The 18,493-nt window shown below is 66.6% G+C and carries 16 protein-coding genes; 10 read left to right on the forward strand and 6 right to left on the reverse strand.

What is annotated here, in order from left to right; all coding sequences use genetic code 11:
* Nucleotides 1-42: 42 nt before the first annotated feature.
* From VG566_RS04585 to uvrA, 3 genes are all read right to left on the reverse strand, one after another.
* The gene (locus VG566_RS04585) at nt 43-768 is read right to left on the reverse strand and encodes a hypothetical protein (protein ID WP_049419389.1); all 726 of its coding nucleotides are present in this window, start codon (nt 766-768) and stop codon (nt 43-45) included.
* A 97-nt stretch (nt 769-865) separates the two neighbouring features.
* On the reverse strand, nt 866-1,273 hold the full coding sequence (locus tag VG566_RS04590) for an acyl-CoA thioesterase (RefSeq protein WP_197562173.1): 408 nt from the start codon (nt 1,271-1,273) through the stop codon (nt 866-868).
* Nucleotides 1,273-4,266: an excinuclease ABC subunit UvrA gene (gene uvrA / locus VG566_RS04595; protein ID WP_241884127.1), complete on the reverse strand. Its 2,994-nt coding sequence runs from the start codon at nt 4,264-4,266 to the stop codon at nt 1,273-1,275. Before uvrA ends, VG566_RS04590 begins: the two co-directional genes overlap by 1 nt.
* 317 nt (nt 4,267-4,583) lie before the next feature.
* Between uvrA and rplU the strand changes: the two genes are divergently transcribed.
* The 3 genes from rplU to cgtA all read left to right on the forward strand — a co-directional run bounded on the left by rplU (nt 4,584) and on the right by cgtA (nt 6,420).
* On the forward strand, nt 4,584-4,892 hold the full coding sequence (gene rplU / locus VG566_RS04600; RefSeq protein WP_005408557.1) for a 50S ribosomal protein L21: 309 nt from the start codon (nt 4,584-4,586) through the stop codon (nt 4,890-4,892).
* 18 nt (nt 4,893-4,910) lie between these two features.
* On the forward strand, nt 4,911-5,174 hold the full coding sequence (rpmA, locus tag VG566_RS04605; RefSeq protein ID WP_005408558.1) for a 50S ribosomal protein L27: 264 nt from the start codon (nt 4,911-4,913) through the stop codon (nt 5,172-5,174).
* Between the two features lie 193 nt (nt 5,175-5,367).
* Nucleotides 5,368-6,420 carry an Obg family GTPase CgtA gene (gene cgtA / locus VG566_RS04610; protein WP_014646373.1) on the forward strand — a complete coding sequence of 351 codons (1,053 nt, stop codon included), beginning with the start codon at nt 5,368-5,370 and terminating at the stop codon, nt 6,418-6,420.
* 221 nt (nt 6,421-6,641) lie between these two features.
* Here cgtA and rpsT read toward each other — a convergent pair whose 3' ends face one another.
* A complete protein-coding gene (gene rpsT, locus VG566_RS04615; protein ID WP_005408560.1) occupies nt 6,642-6,911 on the reverse strand; it encodes a 30S ribosomal protein S20 in 270 nt (89 codons plus the stop codon).
* 117 nt (nt 6,912-7,028) lie between these two features.
* Here rpsT and murJ point away from each other — a divergent pair, with 117 nt between their 5' ends.
* The 7 genes from murJ (at nt 7,029) to VG566_RS04650 (ending at nt 16,754) form a co-directional block, all read left to right on the forward strand.
* Nucleotides 7,029-8,633, forward strand: coding sequence for a murein biosynthesis integral membrane protein MurJ (murJ, locus tag VG566_RS04620; protein ID WP_241884182.1), 1,605 nt, complete (start codon nt 7,029-7,031; stop codon nt 8,631-8,633).
* Nucleotides 8,634-8,708: 75 nt separating this feature from the next.
* A complete protein-coding gene (locus tag VG566_RS04625) occupies nt 8,709-9,656 on the forward strand; it encodes a bifunctional riboflavin kinase/FAD synthetase (RefSeq protein ID WP_014646375.1) in 948 nt (315 codons plus the stop codon).
* The gene (gene ileS / locus VG566_RS04630; protein ID WP_164109860.1) at nt 9,653-12,484 is read left to right on the forward strand and encodes an isoleucine--tRNA ligase; all 2,832 of its coding nucleotides are present in this window, start codon (nt 9,653-9,655) and stop codon (nt 12,482-12,484) included. The genes VG566_RS04625 and ileS overlap by 4 nt, the downstream gene beginning before the upstream one ends.
* Nucleotides 12,484-13,008 carry a signal peptidase II gene (lspA, locus tag VG566_RS04635; RefSeq protein ID WP_032956391.1) on the forward strand — a complete coding sequence of 175 codons (525 nt, stop codon included), beginning with the start codon at nt 12,484-12,486 and terminating at the stop codon, nt 13,006-13,008. The genes ileS and lspA overlap by 1 nt, the downstream gene beginning before the upstream one ends.
* Nucleotides 13,009-13,035: 27 nt before the next feature.
* Entirely contained in the window at nt 13,036-13,986 is a 951-nt protein-coding gene (gene ispH / locus VG566_RS04640) for a 4-hydroxy-3-methylbut-2-enyl diphosphate reductase (RefSeq protein WP_005408565.1), read from the forward strand.
* A 198-nt stretch (nt 13,987-14,184) separates the two neighbouring features.
* The gene (locus tag VG566_RS04645) at nt 14,185-16,068 is read left to right on the forward strand and encodes a peptidase M61 (RefSeq protein ID WP_241884128.1); all 1,884 of its coding nucleotides are present in this window, start codon (nt 14,185-14,187) and stop codon (nt 16,066-16,068) included.
* On the forward strand, nt 16,065-16,754 hold the full coding sequence (locus VG566_RS04650; RefSeq protein ID WP_241884129.1) for a lysoplasmalogenase: 690 nt from the start codon (nt 16,065-16,067) through the stop codon (nt 16,752-16,754). Before VG566_RS04645 ends, VG566_RS04650 begins: the two co-directional genes overlap by 4 nt.
* Nucleotides 16,755-16,813: 59 nt before the next feature.
* Here the strand turns inward: VG566_RS04650 and VG566_RS04655 are convergent, their stop codons facing one another.
* Both VG566_RS04655 and VG566_RS04660 read right to left on the reverse strand, forming a co-directional pair.
* Entirely contained in the window at nt 16,814-17,521 is a 708-nt protein-coding gene (locus tag VG566_RS04655; RefSeq protein WP_049441217.1) for a hypothetical protein, read from the reverse strand.
* Nucleotides 17,518-18,474 carry a hypothetical protein gene (locus VG566_RS04660; RefSeq protein WP_046429530.1) on the reverse strand — a complete coding sequence of 319 codons (957 nt, stop codon included), beginning with the start codon at nt 18,472-18,474 and terminating at the stop codon, nt 17,518-17,520. The genes VG566_RS04655 and VG566_RS04660 overlap by 4 nt, the downstream gene beginning before the upstream one ends.
* Nucleotides 18,475-18,493: the final 19 nt, after the last annotated feature.

The following is an 18,493-nucleotide window of genomic DNA, read 5'->3' on the forward strand; positions in this document are numbered from 1 at the left end:
GCACAGGAAATGCCGGCCAGCGCCCGGCACTACCGCAGGGCCTTACGACCAGTCGTACGAGAACAGCACGGTGCGGCTTTCCGGCTCGTACAGCATCACGATCGCATCGGCGCCTGTGGCGCACCAGTTGTAGCCGGCTACGCCGGCCACGGCGAAGAACTTGTTGCCGTTGCGGGTGATGATCACCGTTTCGGCATCGTCCGCAGCGTTTGGGTCATCGGCAGCGTCGGTGAAGCCCAGTTCGAAGGCCGCGGGAATCTCCGCGGTCTCGGTCCAGTTGCCGAAGCCTATCGGTCCGCCCAGCGTATCCAGGTAGTCGCGTTCGCTGGCCTCACCCTTGCCGTAGCGCGAGTAGCAGGCGAGACGACCGTGCGCGGCATGGTAATCGCGGGCCTTGGCGTAGCTGTCGCGCATCTGCGCGATGTGCTCCTGCGCATCCTTGTCCTGCACCGCCTCGCCGATGAAATAGCCCTCATTGCCGAGGAAGCGCATCTGGTTGCCGGCGGTCAGTTCGAAGGCGATCCAGTTGGTGCCGGTGAAATCGTTGTGGTGTTCTTCGGTGGTCTCGCCGATGCAGCCGTCGTACGGCTCGATCGGGCACAGCATCGTCGCCACCTGGCCGGCCAGTTCCGGCCGCAGCACGCCCAGGTCGATCTTCAGCAGCGGCAGCAGGTGCTGGCCGAGCCAGGCCTGGTCGGCGGGAAAGACGTCGGTGGGGAAGGGGACCATGCCGGGCAGCAGGTCGCGCAGTTCAGTCTGGTGGATCATGTCAGTCCATTGAATGGGATCGGTAGTGCCGGCCGCTGGCCGGCAACCTCATTGCAGCCAAAGCGTGCCGACCAAGGTCGGCACCTACCAGGGCGCGTCAAGTGGAGGCGCTGCGGATCGCCTCCGGCAGCGGCGCGCTCTTGCCGGTCTGCGTATCCATCCACACCACCACCACGTTGCCGTCCGAGTACAGCTTCGACGCGTCGTGCTGGTCGACGATGCGGTGGCCAATGGTCACGCTGCTGTTGCCCAGGCGCTCGACGAACAGCTCGACCAGTATGTCGTTGGGCCACACGATCGGCAGCCGGTAATTGACGTTGGTCGCGGCCACCACCGGTGCGATGCGGTCGGTCATCGATACGCCGTCCACGCCCAGCATCCAGCGCACGCGCGCTTCTTCCAGGTAGGAAATGTACTTGGCGTTGTTGACGTGGCGCATGCTGTCCATGTCACGCCAGCGCACGCTGATCGGGATGCGGGCCAGGATCTTGTGTTCGCTGCTCATCAGGCGTCCTTCTTCTTCGATGTGCTCTTGCTGGCCTTGCCGGTGCTCTTGGCGGCCGCGGCCTTCTTGGCAACCTTGGCCGGCTTCTCAGGCTTCACCTTGCGTGGCGGGCGGGCGTCGGGCTTGTTGGCCACGGCAGCCGGCTGTTCCGGGCGCGCGCTGGTGGACGGCAGCATGCGCGCCAGGAACTGGCCGGTATACGACTGCGGACAGGCCGCCACGTCTTCCGGCGTGCCGGTGACCAGGATGGTGCCACCGCGGTGGCCGCCTTCCGGGCCCAGGTCGACGATCCAGTCGGCGGTCTTGATCACGTCCAGGTTGTGCTCGATCACCACCACCGTGTTGCCTTCGTCGCGCAGCTTGTGCAGCACGCCCAGCAGCGCTTCGATGTCGTGGAAGTGCAGGCCGGTGGTCGGTTCGTCGAGGATGTACAGGGTGCGGCCGGTATCGCGGCGCGACAGTTCCTTGGACAGCTTCACGCGCTGTGCTTCACCACCGGACAGCGTGGTCGCGCTCTGGCCCAGTTTGATGTAGCTCAGGCCGACGTCGACCAGGGTTTCCAGCTTGCGTGCGATCGACGGCACCGGTTCGAACAGCTTCAGTGCATCCTCGACGGTCATTTCCAGCACGTCGTTGATGTTGAAGCCCTTGTACAGGATCTCCAGCGTCTCGCGGTTGTAGCGCTTGCCATGGCAGACGTCGCAGGGCACGTACACGTCCGGCAGGAAGTGCATCTCCACCTTGATCAGGCCGTCGCCCTGGCAGGCTTCGCAGCGGCCACCGCGCACGTTGAAGCTGAAACGGCCCGGCGAATAGCCACGCGCACGCGCTTCGGGCACCTGTGCGAACAGTTCGCGCAGGGGAGTGAACAGGCCGGTGTAGGTGGCCGGGTTCGAACGCGGGGTGCGGCCGATCGGCGACTGGTCGATGTCCACCACCTTGTCGAACAGGTCCAGGCCATCGATCTCCTTGTACGGGGCGATCGGGTGCGAGGAACCGTTGATCTCGTTGGCGGCCAGCGAGAACAGGGTGTCGTTGATCAGGGTGGACTTGCCGGAGCCGGATACACCGGTCACGCAGGTCAGCAGGCCCGACGGAATCGCCAGGTCCACGCCCTTGAGGTTGTTGCCGCTGGCCCCGCGCAGGTGCAGGGTCATCTTCGGGTTCGGCTTGTGCCGGCGCGCGGGGATCTTGATCGCGCGCTTGCCCGACAGGTACTGACCGGTCAGCGAGCGCGGTGCCTCCAGGATGTCCTGCAGGGTGCCCTGGCCGACGATCTCGCCGCCATGCACGCCCGCGCCCGGGCCGATGTCCAGCACGTAGTCGGCCAGGCGGATCGCATCCTCGTCATGCTCGACCACGATCACCGTGTTGCCGAGGTCGCGCAGGCGGGTGAGGGTGCCGAGCAGGCGCTCGTTGTCGCGCTGGTGCAGGCCGATCGACGGCTCGTCGAGCACGTACATCACGCCGACCAGGCCGGCGCCGATCTGGCTGGCCAGGCGGATGCGCTGTGCCTCGCCACCGGACAGGGTGTCGGCCTTGCGTTCCAGGGTCAGGTAATCCAGGCCCACATCGACCAGGAAGCCGAGGCGCTCACCGATTTCCTTGACGATCTTCGCGGCGATCTCGCCACGCCAGCCCGGCAGGCTCAGTTCGCTGAAGAACTTCAGCGCCTCGTCGATCGGCAGCACCACCAGCTCCGGCAGCGGGCGGTCGGCCACGAACACGTTGCGTGCCGCCTTGTTCAGGCGCGCGCCATGGCATTCCGGGCACGGCTGTTCGCTGATGTACTTGGACAGCTCTTCGCGCACCGCCGGCGATTCGGTTTCCTTGTAGCGGCGCTCGAGGTTGGGAATGATGCCCTCGAAGCGGTGCTTGCGCTGGGTGCGGCCACCGGCTTCGGTGAAGTAGGTGAAGGTGATCGCCTCATCGCCGCTGCCGTACAGCACGGCCTGCTGCACCTTGGCCGGCAGCGAGTTCCACGCCGCGTCGACGTCGAACCGGTAGTGCTTGGCCAGCGAGGCGATCAGCTGGAAGTAATAGGCGTTGCGACGGTCCCAGCCGCGCACCGCGCCGGCGGCCAGCGACAGCTCGGGATGCACCACCACGCGCGAAGGATCGAAGAATTCGGCCATGCCCAGGCCGTCGCAGCCGGGGCACGCGCCCATCGGTGCGTTGAACGAGAACAGGCGCGGTTCCAGCTCCGGCAGCGAGTAATCGCAGACCGGACAGGAGTACTTGGAGGAGAACAGCGTCGGCGAAGCGTCGGCACTGTCCAGGCTCTGCACCGAGGCCATGCCGTCGCCCAGCTTCAGCGCGGTCTCGAAGCTCTCGGCCAGGCGCTGCTTGATGTCCTCGCGCGGGCGGAAGCGGTCGATCACCGCCTCGATGGTGTGCTTCTGGCGCAGCGCCAGCGGCGGCACCGCATCGATTTCATGCAGCTCGCCGTCCACGCGCACGCGCACGAAACCCTGCGCGCGCAGTTGGTCGAACACCTGGGCATGCTCGCCCTTGCGGTCGCGGATGACCGGGGCCAGCAGCATGTAGCGCTGTTCCGGGTCCAGGGTCAGCACCTGGTCGACCATCTGGCTGACCGTCTGCGCCTCCAGCGGATAGCCGTGGTCCGGGCAGCGCGGGGTGCCGACGCGGGCGTACAGCAGGCGCAGGTAGTCGTAGATCTCGGTGATCGTGCCGACCGTCGAACGCGGGTTGTGCGAGGTCGACTTCTGCTCGATCGAGATCGCCGGGGACAGGCCCTCGATGTGGTCCAGGTCCGGCTTTTCCATCACGCTCAGGAACTGGCGCGCATAGGCCGACAGCGACTCGACATAGCGGCGCTGGCCTTCTGCATAGATGGTGTCGAACGCCAGCGAGGACTTGCCCGAGCCGGACAGGCCGGTGATCACGATCAGCTTGTCGCGGGGCAGGTCGAGGTCGAGGTTCTTCAGGTTGTGCGTCCGCGCGCCGCGGATGCGGATGAAATCCATCGCCATGGGGGATCCGGTTGTGGGGGCGTTGGCTGGGTGCCGGGCCAGCAGGGAACGGCAATCGGTCAGCCTACCGAGGTGACCAGATGGGGGCAATGGGCGACAATGCCAGCCCGATGTCTCATCTGGTGAGACAGGCCGTCAGGCAGGGGTCAGATCCCTTTTCACGGGGTGAAAAGGGATCTGACCCCGTTCCGGAGCCGTCCCCAGCGGCGTTCGGGGGTTGACTTGACCCGCGCCCGCTGATCTGCGTACAATTCCGCTCCTGTCCGCCCTCGATGGCGGCAGCTCAGACCACAATAACTACAGAGGAAGGCCTGGTCATGTACGCAGTACTGGTCACCGGCGGTAAGCAATACCGCGTGGCGCAGGGCGAAAAGCTCCGCATTGAAAAGCTCGAAGTCGAAGTCGGCAGCGAGATCAAGTTTGACAACATCCTGATGCTGGGTGACAGCGACGGCGTGAAGCTGGGCGATGCGCTGAAGGGCGCTGCCGTCACCGCCAAGGTCCTGTCCCAGGGTCGTGCTGACAAGGTCCGGATCATCAAGTTCCGTCGCCGCAAGCACCACATGAAGCGTCAGGGTCACCGTCAGTACTACACCGAAATCGAGATCACCGGCATCGCCGGCTAAGCATCAGGAGAAGCAGTCATGGCACATAAAAAGGGCGTAGGCTCCTCGCGCAACGGTCGCGACTCCAACCCGAAGTACCTGGGCGTCAAGATCTTCGGCGGCCAGGCCATCGAAGCCGGCAACATCATCGTGCGTCAGCGCGGCACCCAGTTCCACCCGGGCACCGGCGTTGGCCTGGGCCGTGACCACACCCTGTTCGCCCTCGTGGACGGCAAGGTGGAGTTCTCGGTCAAGGGCGCCAAGAAGCGTCGCACCGTCAGCATCGTCTCGGCCGACGCCTGATCCAGGCATCGCCGGCACCCGTGCCGCGGCATGGCCGTGCTGGATGAAGAGCACGCTGCATGGAGAGCCCCGCTTCGGCGGGGCTTTTCGTTAGAGTTGAAGCAAGACCGGCTGGGCCGGGTTGCCGGCCCGCGGCCGGCATGACATTCAAGGTGGCGGCCAACAGGTCGCGCCCATCGCAGGCATCGAAACAATGAAACTGGTAGACGAAGCAGAAATCGAAGTGTTCGCCGGCAACGGCGGCAACGGCTGCATTGGCTTCCGTCGCGAGAAGTTCATTCCGCTCGGCGGCCCGGACGGCGGCGACGGCGGTGCGGGCGGCAGCGTGTACATCCGCGCCGACGAAAACCTGAACACCCTGGTCGACTTCCGCCATGAGCGTATCTTCAAGGCGCAGCGCGGCGAGAACGGCATGGGCCGCCAGGCCTATGGCAAGGGCGGCGAAGATCTGACCATCACCGTGCCGGTCGGCACCGTGGTCATCAACGTTGCCACCGATGAAGTCATCGGCGACCTGACCCAGCACGGCGACCGCCTGCTGGTGGCCAAGGGCGGTCGCGGTGGCCTGGGCAACATGCACTTCAAGAGCTCGACCAACCGCTCGCCGCGCCAGGCGCTGCCGGGCGAGCCGGGCGAAGAGCGCACGCTGAAGCTGGAGCTGAAGCTGCTGGCCGATGTCGGCCTGCTGGGCTTCCCCAACGCCGGCAAGAGCACCCTGATCCGTGCCGTTTCGGCGGCAACGCCGAAGGTGGCCGATTACCCGTTCACCACGCTGTACCCGAACCTGGGTGTGGTGAAGGTGGAGAACCACCGCAGCTTCGTGATCGCCGACATTCCGGGCCTGATCGAAGGTGCTGCGGACGGCGCCGGCCTGGGTGCGCAGTTCCTGCGCCACCTGCAGCGCACCCGCCTGCTGCTGCACCTGGTGGACATCTCGCCGATGGAAGGCGGCGTGGAGGGCATTTCGCCGGTGGAGCAGGTGCGTGCGATTGAACGCGAGCTGGAGAAGCACGATCCGGAGCTGCTGAACAAGCCGCGCTGGCTGGTGCTGAACAAGGCTGACCTGATGTTCGAAGACGAGGCGCAGGCCGCGGCCGAGCAGATCGTCGCCGAGCTGGGCTGGAAGGAGCCGTGGTTCCTGGTTTCCGCGCTGGGCCGCGAAGGTACCTTCCCGATCATGAGCCGGATCATGGCCTTCTTCGATCGCCAGAAGGAAGACGAGCTGGAAGCCCGCAACGCGCAGTGAATGCCGTTGTGGTTCCATGCGGAAAACCCGGCTTCGGCCGGGTTTTTCATTTGGTAGTGCCGGCCGCTGGCCGGCAATCCCGGTGAACCGCAGACCAGCGGCCGGCACTACCGGTCGCGCGGGTCCCGTGGGATCGCCCGGACCGCAGGCAACAAAAAACCCGGCCGGGGCCGGGCTTTTGTCTGCTGCCCAACCCCGAGGGGCAGGGCGGCAACGCCGGATCAGGCGGCCTTGAGGGCCTTGATGCGGTCGTTCAGGCGGCTCTTGTGGCGAGCAGCCTTGTTCTTGTGGATCAGGCCACGCGCGCTGAAGCGATCCAGGATCGGCTGGGCAACGGCGAAGGCGGCTTCGGCGCCGGCGGCATCGTTGGCGTCCAGCGCCTTGATTACTTTCTTGACAGCGGTGCGCAGCATCGAGCGCTGAGCCACGTTGCGCGCGTTGCGCACGACGGTCTGCTTGGCGCGCTTCTTGGCGGACTTGATATTGGCCACGGTGGTGGTTTCCTGAAAAAATCGGTGTTATGGGAACAGCAAGCTAGCTAGTATGATGGCTCGAGAAATGCACGTCAAGTCGATTGTCAAGAGGGACGCTGAGTGAGTTCACCGAAGATGTTGCGGGGCCTGCTGTCGTTCAGCAGCATGACCATGGTCTCGCGGGTTCTCGGACTTGTCCGGGATCAGGTGATCACTACCACGTTCGGCACCAATGCGGTTACCGATGCGTTCTGGGTTGCCTTCAGGATACCCAATTTCCTGCGCCGGTTGTTCGCGGAGGGGTCCTTCTCCACCGCCTTCGTGCCGGTGTTCACCGAGGTGAAGGAGACCCGCAGCCACGCCGAACTGCGTGAGCTGATGTCCCGGACCGCCGGCACCCTGGGCGGGGTGCTGATGCTGGTCACCGCCCTGGCGCTGATCTTCGCGCCGCAGCTGGCGGTGGCATTCTCAAGTGGTGCTGACACCGACCCGGTCAAGCAGACCCTGCTGGTCGACCTGTTCCGCCTGACCTTCCCGTTCCTGCTGTTCGTGTCGCTGACCGCGCTGGCCGGCGGTGCGCTGAACAGCTTCCAGCGCTTCGCGATGCCGGCGCTGACCCCGGTCATCCTCAACCTGTGCATGATCGCCGGTGCGCTGTGGCTGGCGCCGCGGCTGGGCGGCACCCCGGAGAAGCAGATCCTGGCGCTGGGCTGGGCGGTGCTGGCGGCCGGCCTCCTGCAGTTGCTGTTCCAGCTGCCCTCGCTGAAGGGCATCAACCTGCTGACCCTGCCGCGCTGGGGCTGGAACCATCCGGGCGTGCGCAAGGTGCTGACGCTGATGGTGCCGACCCTGTTCGGTTCGTCGGTGGCGCAGATCAACCTGCTGCTGGATACCCTCATCGCGGCCAAGCTGACCGACGGCTCGCAGTCCTGGCTGTCGCTGGCCGATCGCTTCCTGGAGCTGCCGCTGGGTGTGTTCGGCGTGGCGCTGGGCACGGTGATCCTGCCGGCGCTGGCCCGCCACCATGTCAGCACCGACCGCGAGGGCTTCTCGCGCTCGCTGGACTGGGGCCTGCGCATGACCCTGCTGATCTCGGTGCCGGCGATGCTGGGCCTGGTGCTGCTGGCCGAGCCGCTGATCGCCACCCTGTTCCAGTACCGCCAGTTCACCGCGTTCGATACCCGCATGACCGCGCTGTCGGTGTATGGCCTTAGCTTCGGCCTGCCGGCGTTCGCCCTGCTCAAGGTGGTGTTGCCGGCCTTCTACGCCCGCCAGGACACCAAGACCCCGGTGCGCGCCGGTGTTGCCGCGCTGGTGGCCAACATGGTGTTCAACTTCGCCCTGCTGGCCGTGCTGTACCAGGTGATGGTGCCGGACGAGCTGAAGGCACAGGGCGTGATGGCGGCCATCGGCAAGCAGCCGGGCCTGCACCTGGCGCTGGGCATCGCCAGTGCGCTGTCCAGTTACCTGAACCTGGGCCTGCTCTGGTATTGGCTGGGCAAGACCGATGTCTATCAGCGGCGGCCGGGCTGGGGCGGCTATCTGGTGCGGCTGGGGGTGGCCTGCGTGGCCATGGTCGGCGTGCTGCTGGCCCTGCTGCACTGGGTCCCCGACTTCACCGGCATGGACAAATGGCACCGTATCGGTGGCCTGATGCTGCTGGTCGGCGGCGGCGGCGCGACCTACGTGGTGGCCATGCTGGCGATGGGCTTCCGCCCGCGCGACCTGCGCGGGCATTGATCGCGGTCCGTGGCGGCTATACTTCAGGGTTACACCATTGAAGCGGCGGCCCCGGTCGGGCCGGAACGAGAGTTGATGAGCAGGCTGTTCAGAAGCGTCGAGGGCGGGGAGCTGTTCCCCAACGGAAGCGTGGTCTGTATCGGTGCATTCGACGGCCTCCACTTGGGCCATCGTGCGCTGGTCCGCCACGCGGTTGCCCGCGCGCGCGCCTTGGGCGTGGCCGCAGTGGCCGTGGCATTTGAGCCGCTGCCGCGTGAATTCTTCGCCCAGGGCACGCCGCCGCCGCGGCTGACCCTGGCGCGCAGCAAGGTCGAGATCCTGCGCGAGCTCGGCGTCGATGCGATCGGCCTGCTGCGTTTCGACGCGGCGATGGCGGCGATGCCGGCCGAGACCTTCGTGCGCCGGTTGCTGGTGCACCGGCTGGGCGCCCGCGAAGTGTGGATCGGGCCGGAGTTCTGCTTCGGCAACCGCCGCCGCGGTGATCTGGCACTGCTGCAGGAGATGGGCGCCGAACTCGGCTTCACCGCGGGCGAGATCGAAGCGGTGGACCTGCACGGCGAGCGCATCTCCAGCACCCGCATCCGCCAGCTGCTGCAGGAGGGCGATTTCGCCCGCGCCAACGACCTGCTCGGCCGCCCCTACGCGATCAGCGGGCGAGTGGTGCGCGGGCGCCAGCTCGGCCGTACGCTGGGCTTCCCCACCGCCAACCTGCGCTTCCCGAAGACCCCGGCACTGTCGGGCATCTACGCGACCTGGGTGCACGGCGTGTTCGACCAGCCCTGGCCTTCGGTGTCCAGCTTCGGTACGCGGCCGACGGTGGAGGGCGTGGAGCCGCTGCTGGAAGCCCACCTGTTCGATTTCCAGGGCGACCTGTACGGCCGCCACATCGACGTGGAGTTCGTCGCCAAGCTGCGCGACGAAGAGAAATTCAATGATCTGGCGGCGCTGACCGACCAGATGCACCGCGACGCCGAACAGGCGCGCGCCATCCTTTCCGAACATAGATTGCGAGCCACTGCGTGAGCCAGGACTACAAGACCACCCTGAACCTGCCAGCCACCGAATTCCCGATGCGCGGCGACCTGCCCAAGCGCGAGCCGGGCATTCTGGCGCGGTGGGAAGAGCAGGGGCTCTACCAGCAGCTGCGCGACAACGCCGCCGGCCGCCCGCTGTTCGTGCTGCATGACGGCCCGCCATACGCCAACGGCCGCATCCACCTGGGCCACGCGGTCAACAAGATCCTGAAGGACATCATCGTCAAGTCGCGCTACCTGGCCGGCTTCGATGCGCCCTACGTGCCGGGCTGGGACTGCCATGGCCTGCCGATCGAGATCGCGGTCGAGAAGAAGTGGGGCAAGGTCGGCACCAAGCTTGACGCCGTCGAATTCCGCCAGAAGTGCCGCGAGTTCGCCGAAGAGCAGATCAACATCCAGCGCGTGGACTTCAAGCGCCTGGGCGTGACCGGTGACTGGGACAACCCGTACAAGACCCTGAGCTTCGATTTCGAAGCCAACGAGATCCGCGCGCTGGCCAAGGTCGTGGCCAACGGCCACCTGGTCCGCGGCGCCAAGCCGGTGTACTGGTGCTTCGACTGTGGCTCGGCGCTGGCCGAGGCCGAGATCGAGTACCAGGAAAAGGAATCGCCGGCGATCGACGTGGCCTACGCTGCACGCGATGCGCAGGCCATCGGCCAGGCGTTCGGTGTGAGCGTGCCGGCCGACGTCGAAGTGGCCGTACCGATCTGGACCACCACCCCGTGGACGCTGCCGGCCTCGCTGGCGGTGTCGCTGGGCGCGGAGATCAACTACGTGCTGGCCGAAGGCCCGGCCCACAAAGGCAAGCGCCGCTGGCTGGTGCTGGCCGCGGCCCTGGCCGAGCGCGCGCTGCAGCGCTATGGCGTGGACGAAGTGGTGCTGCACGGTGAAACCACCGGCGCTGCGCTGGAAAACCAGCTGCTGGCGCATCCGTTCTACCCGGAGCGCGAGATCCTGGTGCTCAATGGCGACCATGTCTCCGACGAGGACGGTACCGGTGCGGTGCACACCGCCCCCGGCCACGGCCAGGAAGACTTCGTGGTCAGCCAGAAGTACGGCCTGCTGGACAAGTACAACGCTGGCCAGGTCACTCCGATCGACGGCCGCGGCGTGTACCTGGAATCGACCCCGCCGGCCGGTGACGTGGTGCTGGCTGGCCAGCACCTGTGGAAGGCACAGGAGGCCATCGTCGGCGTGCTGCGCGACAACGGTTCGCTGCTGGCGTTCCATCCGATCCGCCACAGCTACCCGCACTGCTGGCGCCACAAGACGCCGGTGGTGTTCCGCGCCACCCCGCAGTGGTTCATCTCGATGGACAAGGCCAACCTGCGCAACGATGCGCTGGCCGCCATCGACACCGTCGGCTGGTTCCCGACCTGGGGCAAGGCGCGCATCCAGAGCATGGTCGACGGTCGTCCGGACTGGACCATCTCGCGCCAGCGCACCTGGGGCGTGCCGATCGCACTGTTCACCCACCGCCAGACCGGCGAGATCCATCCGCGTTCGGTGGAGCTGATGCAGCAGGTCGCCGACCGCGTCGAAGCCGAGGGCATCGACGTGTGGTATTCGCTGGACGCCGCCGAACTGCTCGGTGCCGACGCGGCCGACTACGAGAAGGTCACCGACATCCTCGACGTCTGGTTCGATTCGGGCGTGACCCATGAAGGCGTTCTCGCCGCGCGTGGCTTCGGCAAGCCGGCCGACCTGTACCTGGAAGGGTCCGACCAGCACCGCGGCTGGTTCCAGTCCTCGCTGCTGACCGGCGTGGCGATCGACAAGCGCGCCCCGTACAAGCAGTGCCTGACCCACGGCTTCACCGTGGACGAGCACGGCCGCAAGATGTCCAAGTCGCTGGGCAATGGTATCGAGCCGCAGGACATCATGAACAAGCTGGGCGCGGACATCCTGCGCCTGTGGATCGCCTCGGCCGACTACAGCAACGAGATGTCGCTGTCGCAGGAGATCCTCAAGCGCAACGCCGACGCCTACCGCCGCCTGCGCAACACCGCGCGCTTCCTGCTCGGCAACCTGGACGGTTTCGACCCGGCGCTGCACCTGCAGCCGCTCGAGCAGATGGTCGCGCTGGACCGCTGGATCGTGCATCGCGCGTGGGAGCTGCAGGAGAAGATCAAGGCAGCCTACGACGGCTACAACATGGCCGAGATCGTGCAGCTGCTGCTGAACTTCTGCAGCGTGGACCTGGGCTCGCTGTACCTGGACGTGACCAAGGACCGCCTGTACACGATGCCGACCGATTCGCACGGTCGCCGTTCGGCCCAGAGCGCGATGTACCACATCGCCGAAGCGTTCACCCGCTGGGTGGCGCCGATCCTGACCTTCACCGCCGACGAGCTGTGGGGCTACCTGCCGGGCGAACGCGCCGGCCACGTGCTGTTCACCACCTGGTATGACGGCCTGGCGCCGTTGCCGGCCGATGCCCAGCTCAATGCCGCCGACTTCGACCAGCTGCTGGCCGTGCGCGAGCAGGTGGCCAAGGTGCTCGAGCCGATGCGCGCCAACGGTGCGATCGGTGCGGCGCTGGAAGCGGAGATCACCATCGCCGCCAGCGAAGAACAGGCCGCGCGCTGGCAGCCGCTGGCCGATGAACTGCGTTTCCTGTTCATCAGTGGCGACGTGCAGGTGCGCCCGGCGACCACCGACGAGGTGTTCGTCAGCGCCCAGCCGACCACCAAGGCCAAGTGCGTGCGCTGCTGGCACCACCGCGCCGACGTCGGCAGCAACGCCGACCATCCCGAGCTGTGCGGCCGTTGCGTGAGCAACGTGACCGGCGCCGGCGAAGTGCGGAGCTGGTTCTGATGGCCGCGCCCCGTCCGCATCCGAACGCCCTGGTCTGGCTGCTGCTGTCGGTGGCCATCATCGGCCTGGACCAGTGGTCCAAGGCCTGGGTGCTGTCCAGCCTGCCGGAGTTCCAGCCGGTGGTGGTCATCGACGGCTTCTGGAACTGGTACCGCACCTACAACACCGGCGCGGCATTCAGTTTCCTGAGCGACGCCGGTGGCTGGCAGAAGTACTTCTTCACCGCGCTGGCGATCGCCATCAGCGGGCTGATGGCGTGGTGGCTGCGCGGCACCGCCCGCGGCAACTGGAAGGCCGCGGTGCCGTATGCGCTGATCATCGGTGGCGCCATCGGCAACGTGATCGACCGCCAGGTGCACGGCCACGTGGTCGACTTCATCCAGTGGTATGTGGGCAGCTACACTTGGCCCTCGTTCAACATCGCCGACTCGGCCATCGTGGTGGGTGCCGTCGGCATCGCGCTGTTTGGCCTGTTCGACGGCAAGTCCGCCAAAAAGGCGGATAATGCCAACCCGAAACCGTAAGCCGGCTGCCGCCGGGAGACTGAACTGATGGATGTGCTGCTCGCCAACCCGCGTGGTTTCTGTGCCGGTGTCGATCGTGCGATCGAGATCGTCAAGCGCGCGATCGAAACGCTGGGCGCGCCCATCTATGTCCGCCATGAAGTGGTGCACAACCGCTTCGTGGTCGACGACCTGAAGCAGCGCGGCGCGATCTTCGTCGAGGAACTCGACGAGGTTCCGGACAACAACACCGTGATCTTCAGCGCGCATGGCGTGTCCCAGGCCGTGCGTCAGGAAGCCGAGCGCCGTGGCCTGAAGGTGTTCGACGCCACCTGCCCGCTGGTGACCAAGGTCCACTTCGAGGTCGCGCGCCACTGCCGTGCCGGCCGTGACGTGGTGCTGATCGGCCACGCCGGTCACCCGGAAGTGGAGGGCACCATGGGCCAGTGGAACCGCGAAGCCGGGACCGGGCAGATCTACCTGGTCGAGGATGTCGAGCAGGTCGCGACGCTGCAGATCAACCAGCCGGAAAACTTCGCCTACACCACCCAGACCACGCTGTCGGTGGATGACACGCGCGGCATCATCGATGCGCTGCGCGAGCGTTTTCCGGCGATGCAGGGCCCGAAGAACGACGACATCTGCTACGCCACGCAGAACCGCCAGGATGCTGTGCGCGACCTGGCCAAGCGCTGCGACCTGGTGCTGGTGGTCGGTTCGCCGAACAGCTCCAACTCCAACCGTCTGAGCGAGCTGGCCCGCCGCGAAGGCGTGGAGTCGTACCTGATCGATGGTGCGCACGAGATCGACCCGGCATGGGTGGCAGGCAAGCAGCACATCGGCGTGACCGCCGGCGCCTCGGCGCCGCAGGTGCTGGTCGATGGCGTGCTGGCGCGCCTGGCCGAGCTGGGCGCCACCGGCGTGGGCGAGCTGGACGGCGAACCGGAATCGATGGTGTTCGCGCTGCCGAAGGAACTGCGCCTGCGCCTGGTCGACTGACCGCGGAAGGACGTTTGCAGGGTACGGCCCGCCACTACCCGGTGTGGGTGCGAACCGAAACTGATCTGGTGGGTGCGAACCTTGGTTCGCACGCCTTTGGCATGGCCGGGCGGGCGCACCGCCCATGACCTTTGGCCATGGGGCCGGCCATCGCACAGGCCTAGCATCGGAGGATTCCCCGTTGTTGGAAACTGCCTGATGAAGACCCGAGCCCTGGCGATGTCGTTGCTGTTTGCGCTGGTGGCCACGCCCGCGCTCGCACAGATTTCGCCGCCGGCCAACGCCGCAGCTCCCGGCCTGCTGCGCATCGATGTAGACGCGCGCGATCTGGCCCGGCGCATCTTCAAGGTGACCGCCACCGTGCCGGCCAAGCCCGGCCCGATGACCCTGCTGTACCCGCAGTGGATTCCCGGCAACCATTCGCCCACCGGCCCGATTGACAAGCTGGCCGGCCTGCGCGTGACCGCCAACGGCAAGCCCCTGGCCTGGCAGCGCGATCAGTACAACGTCTATGCGTTCAAGGTGAACGTGCCCGAGGGCGCCAGCGAGATCGTCGCCCACTTCGATTTCCTGTCCTCGCAGGGTGGCAGCCAGGGCCGGGTGGTGATGACCCCGGAAATGCTCAACCTGCAGTGGAACGCCAACTCGCTGTATCCGGCCGGCATCGACGCGCGCCAGCTGCAGGCGCAGGCCAGCGTGACCCTGCCCAAGGGCTGGTCGTTCGCCACTGCATTGGAGACCGCGCGCCGCGACGGTGACACCGTGGTGTTCAAGCCGATCTCGTATGACCATCTGGTCGATTCGCCCTTGTTCGCCGGCGAGCACTATCAGCGCATCGATCTCGATCCGGGCGCGAAGGTACCGGTGCACCTCAACGTGTTCGCCGACGACGCCAAATCGCTGAAGCCGAGCGAGGCGCAGATCACCCTGCATCGTGCGCTGGTGCAGCAGGCCGACAAGCTTTACGGCGCGCGGCACTACAACCACTATGAGTTCCTGCTGGCATTGACCGACCGCCTCGGTGGCATCGGCCTGGAGCATCACCGTTCCAGCGAGAACAGTGCCGACCCGGGCTACTTCACCGAGTGGGACAACAACGCGTGGATGCGCGATCTGCTGCCGCACGAGTACACCCATTCCTGGAATGGCAAGTACCGTCGCGGCGCCGATCTGGCCACCGCCAACTTCAACACGCCGATGGGCGATAGTCTGCTGTGGGTCTACGAAGGCCAGACCCAGTTCTGGGGCCAGGTGCTGGCGGCGCGTTCAGGGCTGTGGTCGACCGCGCAGGCGCGCGACATGCTGGCCAACGTGGCCGCGACCTATGACCGTGGTCGCCCGGGCCTGGCCTGGCGGCCGCTGCAGGACACCACCAATGACCCGACCATCGCGCAGCGCCGCACGCTGCCTTACCGCAACTATCAGATGAGCGAGGACTACTACTCCGGCGGCCAGATGCTGTGGCTGGAAGTGGAGGGCAAGCTGCGCGAACTGAGCGGCAACCGGCGCAGCCTGGATGACTTCGCGCGCGCCTTCTTCGGGGTTGGCAACGGTGACTGGGACGTCAACCCGTACACCTTCGATGACGTGGTTGCGACCTTGAACGGCATCGCGCCGTACGACTGGGCGACGTTCCTGCGCGGACGCCTGGACGGCCACGGTTCGTTGACCGGCGGCCTGGAACTGGCGGGCTGGAAGCTGGTCTACCGCGATACGCCGAACGATGCCTACAAGGCGCAGGAGAAGCGCGCCAAGGCCGCATTGCTGGCGTACTCGCTGGGTGCGACGGTGCTCGACAACGGTACGGTCGGCGACGTGATCTGGGACAGCCCGGCCTTCAACGCCGGCCTGGCGCCTGGCATGAAGGTGATTGCCGTTGGCGGACGCGAGTACAGCAGCCAGCGCTTGAAGGATGCGGTAGCTGCGGCGGGGAAGGACAAGGCGCCGATCGTGCTGCTGGTGAAGCAGTTCGACCGCATCGAAACGATGAACATCGCCTACCACGGTGGCCTGCAGTACCCGGTGCTGGAGCGTATCGCCGGCAAGCCTGACCGCCTTGCGGACCTGTGGAAGGCACGATGAAACCGCGCGCCCGCGATGGCGTGATCCTGTTGATGGCGATCCTCGCCATCCTCGGTGCGTTCCTGCACGGTGACGGGCGCTGGCTGCATTGGTTGGCCAAGCCGACCACCACGCTGCTGATCGCTGCCATCGCCTGGCGGGTGCGCGATCCCGCGCAGCCGTTCTACCGCCGCGCGGTGCTGGCCGGCATGCTGCTGTCGTGCGTGGGGGATATCGCGCTGATGTTGCCGATGGATGCGTTCGTGCCGGGGCTGGTCGCGTTCCTGCTGGCGCACCTCTGCTACATCGTCGCCTTCCGCGATGGCCTGCGTGCCGGGCGTGGCCTGCTCGCCGCCAGCGTCCTGCTCGGTGCGTTCGCTGTACTCAATGTACTTGGCCTGTGGCCGCACCTGCCCGCACCGATGCGCATTCCGGTGCTGGCATACGTGCTGGTGCTGGCCTCGATGGCGGTCCTGGCGCTCGCACGCCAGTGGCGGCGACCGCACACCGATGCAATGGAAGCCAGCAGCTCCCGCTGGGCGGCCGCCGGTGCGCTGCTGTTCGTCGCCAGCGACTCGCTGCTGGCCTGGGACCGCTTCGCCGGCGGCCTGCCACTGGCCAGCCTGCTGGTGCTGTCCACCTACTACGGCGCGCAGTACGCCATCGCCCGCTCCGTGAAACAGCAAAAAGGGGACGGAGGGGATTAAGTCGCAGACGGCACCAAGGCACAAACGACTTAATCCCCTCCGTCCCCTTTTCGCGTTGACTATCGGAGGGTCGCGTTGCCGGAACGGCCCTGTGCGTCGAAAGAGAGTCGTGCGGACTGGCGATCACCGGCGACCTCGTCCGGCAGCCAGACCAGAGTGCCGCCCTTGCGCACGATCACATAGACGTGGCCGACTTCACCGGGAGTGCCCATCAATGCGTTGCGCTGTGCCTGCAGTGCCTGGGCCACGCGCGGCACCGCCTCGAAATCGATGTTGGCCAGCGCCGTGCTGCTGCGGCGCAGGGTGATGGTGGGCGCGAAGCGCTGCGGATTGACCGGGTCGCCCTTGCGCCACTGGCCGCGTTCGAAGTGGTAGCTGTCCACGCGCGACGGCTGCTGCGGATCCACCAGGTCCAGATTGATCCGGCCATCGTCGTAGAAGTGGATGCTGTGGAATACCGTCAGCCGGTGCCCGGCCAGCGCAGGCATCTGTTCCAGTGCCTGGCGGGCGGCCAGCAGGTAGTCCGCATCGAACAACCGGTTGTTGCGTTCGGGCACCGGCGGCAACCGCGGCTCGGTCATCGGCGCGAGCGAAGCTGGCCTCTCGCGCGCTGGCGGCATGGCGATCGGCGCGCTTGCGCTGTTGGCCTGCACCGAATGGCCCAGTGTTTCGCCCAGCGTCTGCAGGGCTCCGCCTGCCACGGCGACGCCGGCCAGCACCAGCAACACCACGGAGAACACCAGCCGGGTCGAGGGCGGCTGCTTCATACACCCTCCAGGCGAACGTTGCGGCGATCTTCCGGGTCGTACAACAGCGTGACCCGCTCGCGCGGAAGATTGGCCAGCTCGATCAACGGGATGAAGCGGCGCACGCTCACCTGCTGCACGCCACCTTCGCGGTCGATGTACTCCAGCTGGAACTCCACCTGCGGCTGCTCGTTGAGATAGGTGCCGGTCTGGCGCAGCTTCAGCACCTTCGCATCCACGCCGATGCCGCGATACTTCAGCGCGTCACCGCGGGCATCGGCCTGCAGCAGCCGGCCGAGCAGGCGCAGGCCCAGCGCGTAGCCGCACAACACCAACGGGCACACCAGCAGCGGATGACCGAGCGACAGGAAGGTCCAGCCCAGCCCCTCACTCTGCAGCCGATAGGCGGCCACATAGGCACTGGCCACCGCCACGATGCCGATCGCTGCGCCGACACCACGACGCCAGAGGCTGGCGACATCCAGTTCGGGCTGCGCCCCCTCCAGCACCACGTTGGGGAACGCGCCCGGCATCCGGCTCAGGCGTACCTCGATACGCTGGCCGGCCACGAAACGCTGCAGTTGCGGCTTGCTGTCCACCACCAGCATCTGTTCGTTGATGGGCGTGCCGGACAGGTTCTGGAAGCCCAGCTGCAGCTTCCACTGCGCGAAGCCGCGCACGTGCACGCCAGTCTGCTCGGCCTGTTCGATCAACGCGTCGCGCGGCTCACCGCCGGCCAGGATGGTGCGCACCCGATGCAGCGCGCGCGGCGGGCCCAGCAGCAGGTAGTGCAGGAAGGCGAGCAGCAGGGCCAGCCACAGGATCACCGACAGCGCGAGCAGTAGCAGGGCCAGCCATGGCGCGCTGCGGTCGGCCAGTTGCACCGGCCACGACGTGCCGACATAGAGGATGCAGGGGAAGGGCAACGCGAAGAACAGCAGGAACGCGCCCCAGAACCAGAGATAGGCCTTCATGGGGTGGTGGGGAACCGAT

This window comes from Stenotrophomonas sp. CASM114, from assembly GCF_049384325.1.
Lineage (GTDB): Bacteria > Pseudomonadota > Gammaproteobacteria > Xanthomonadales > Xanthomonadaceae > Stenotrophomonas > Stenotrophomonas muris.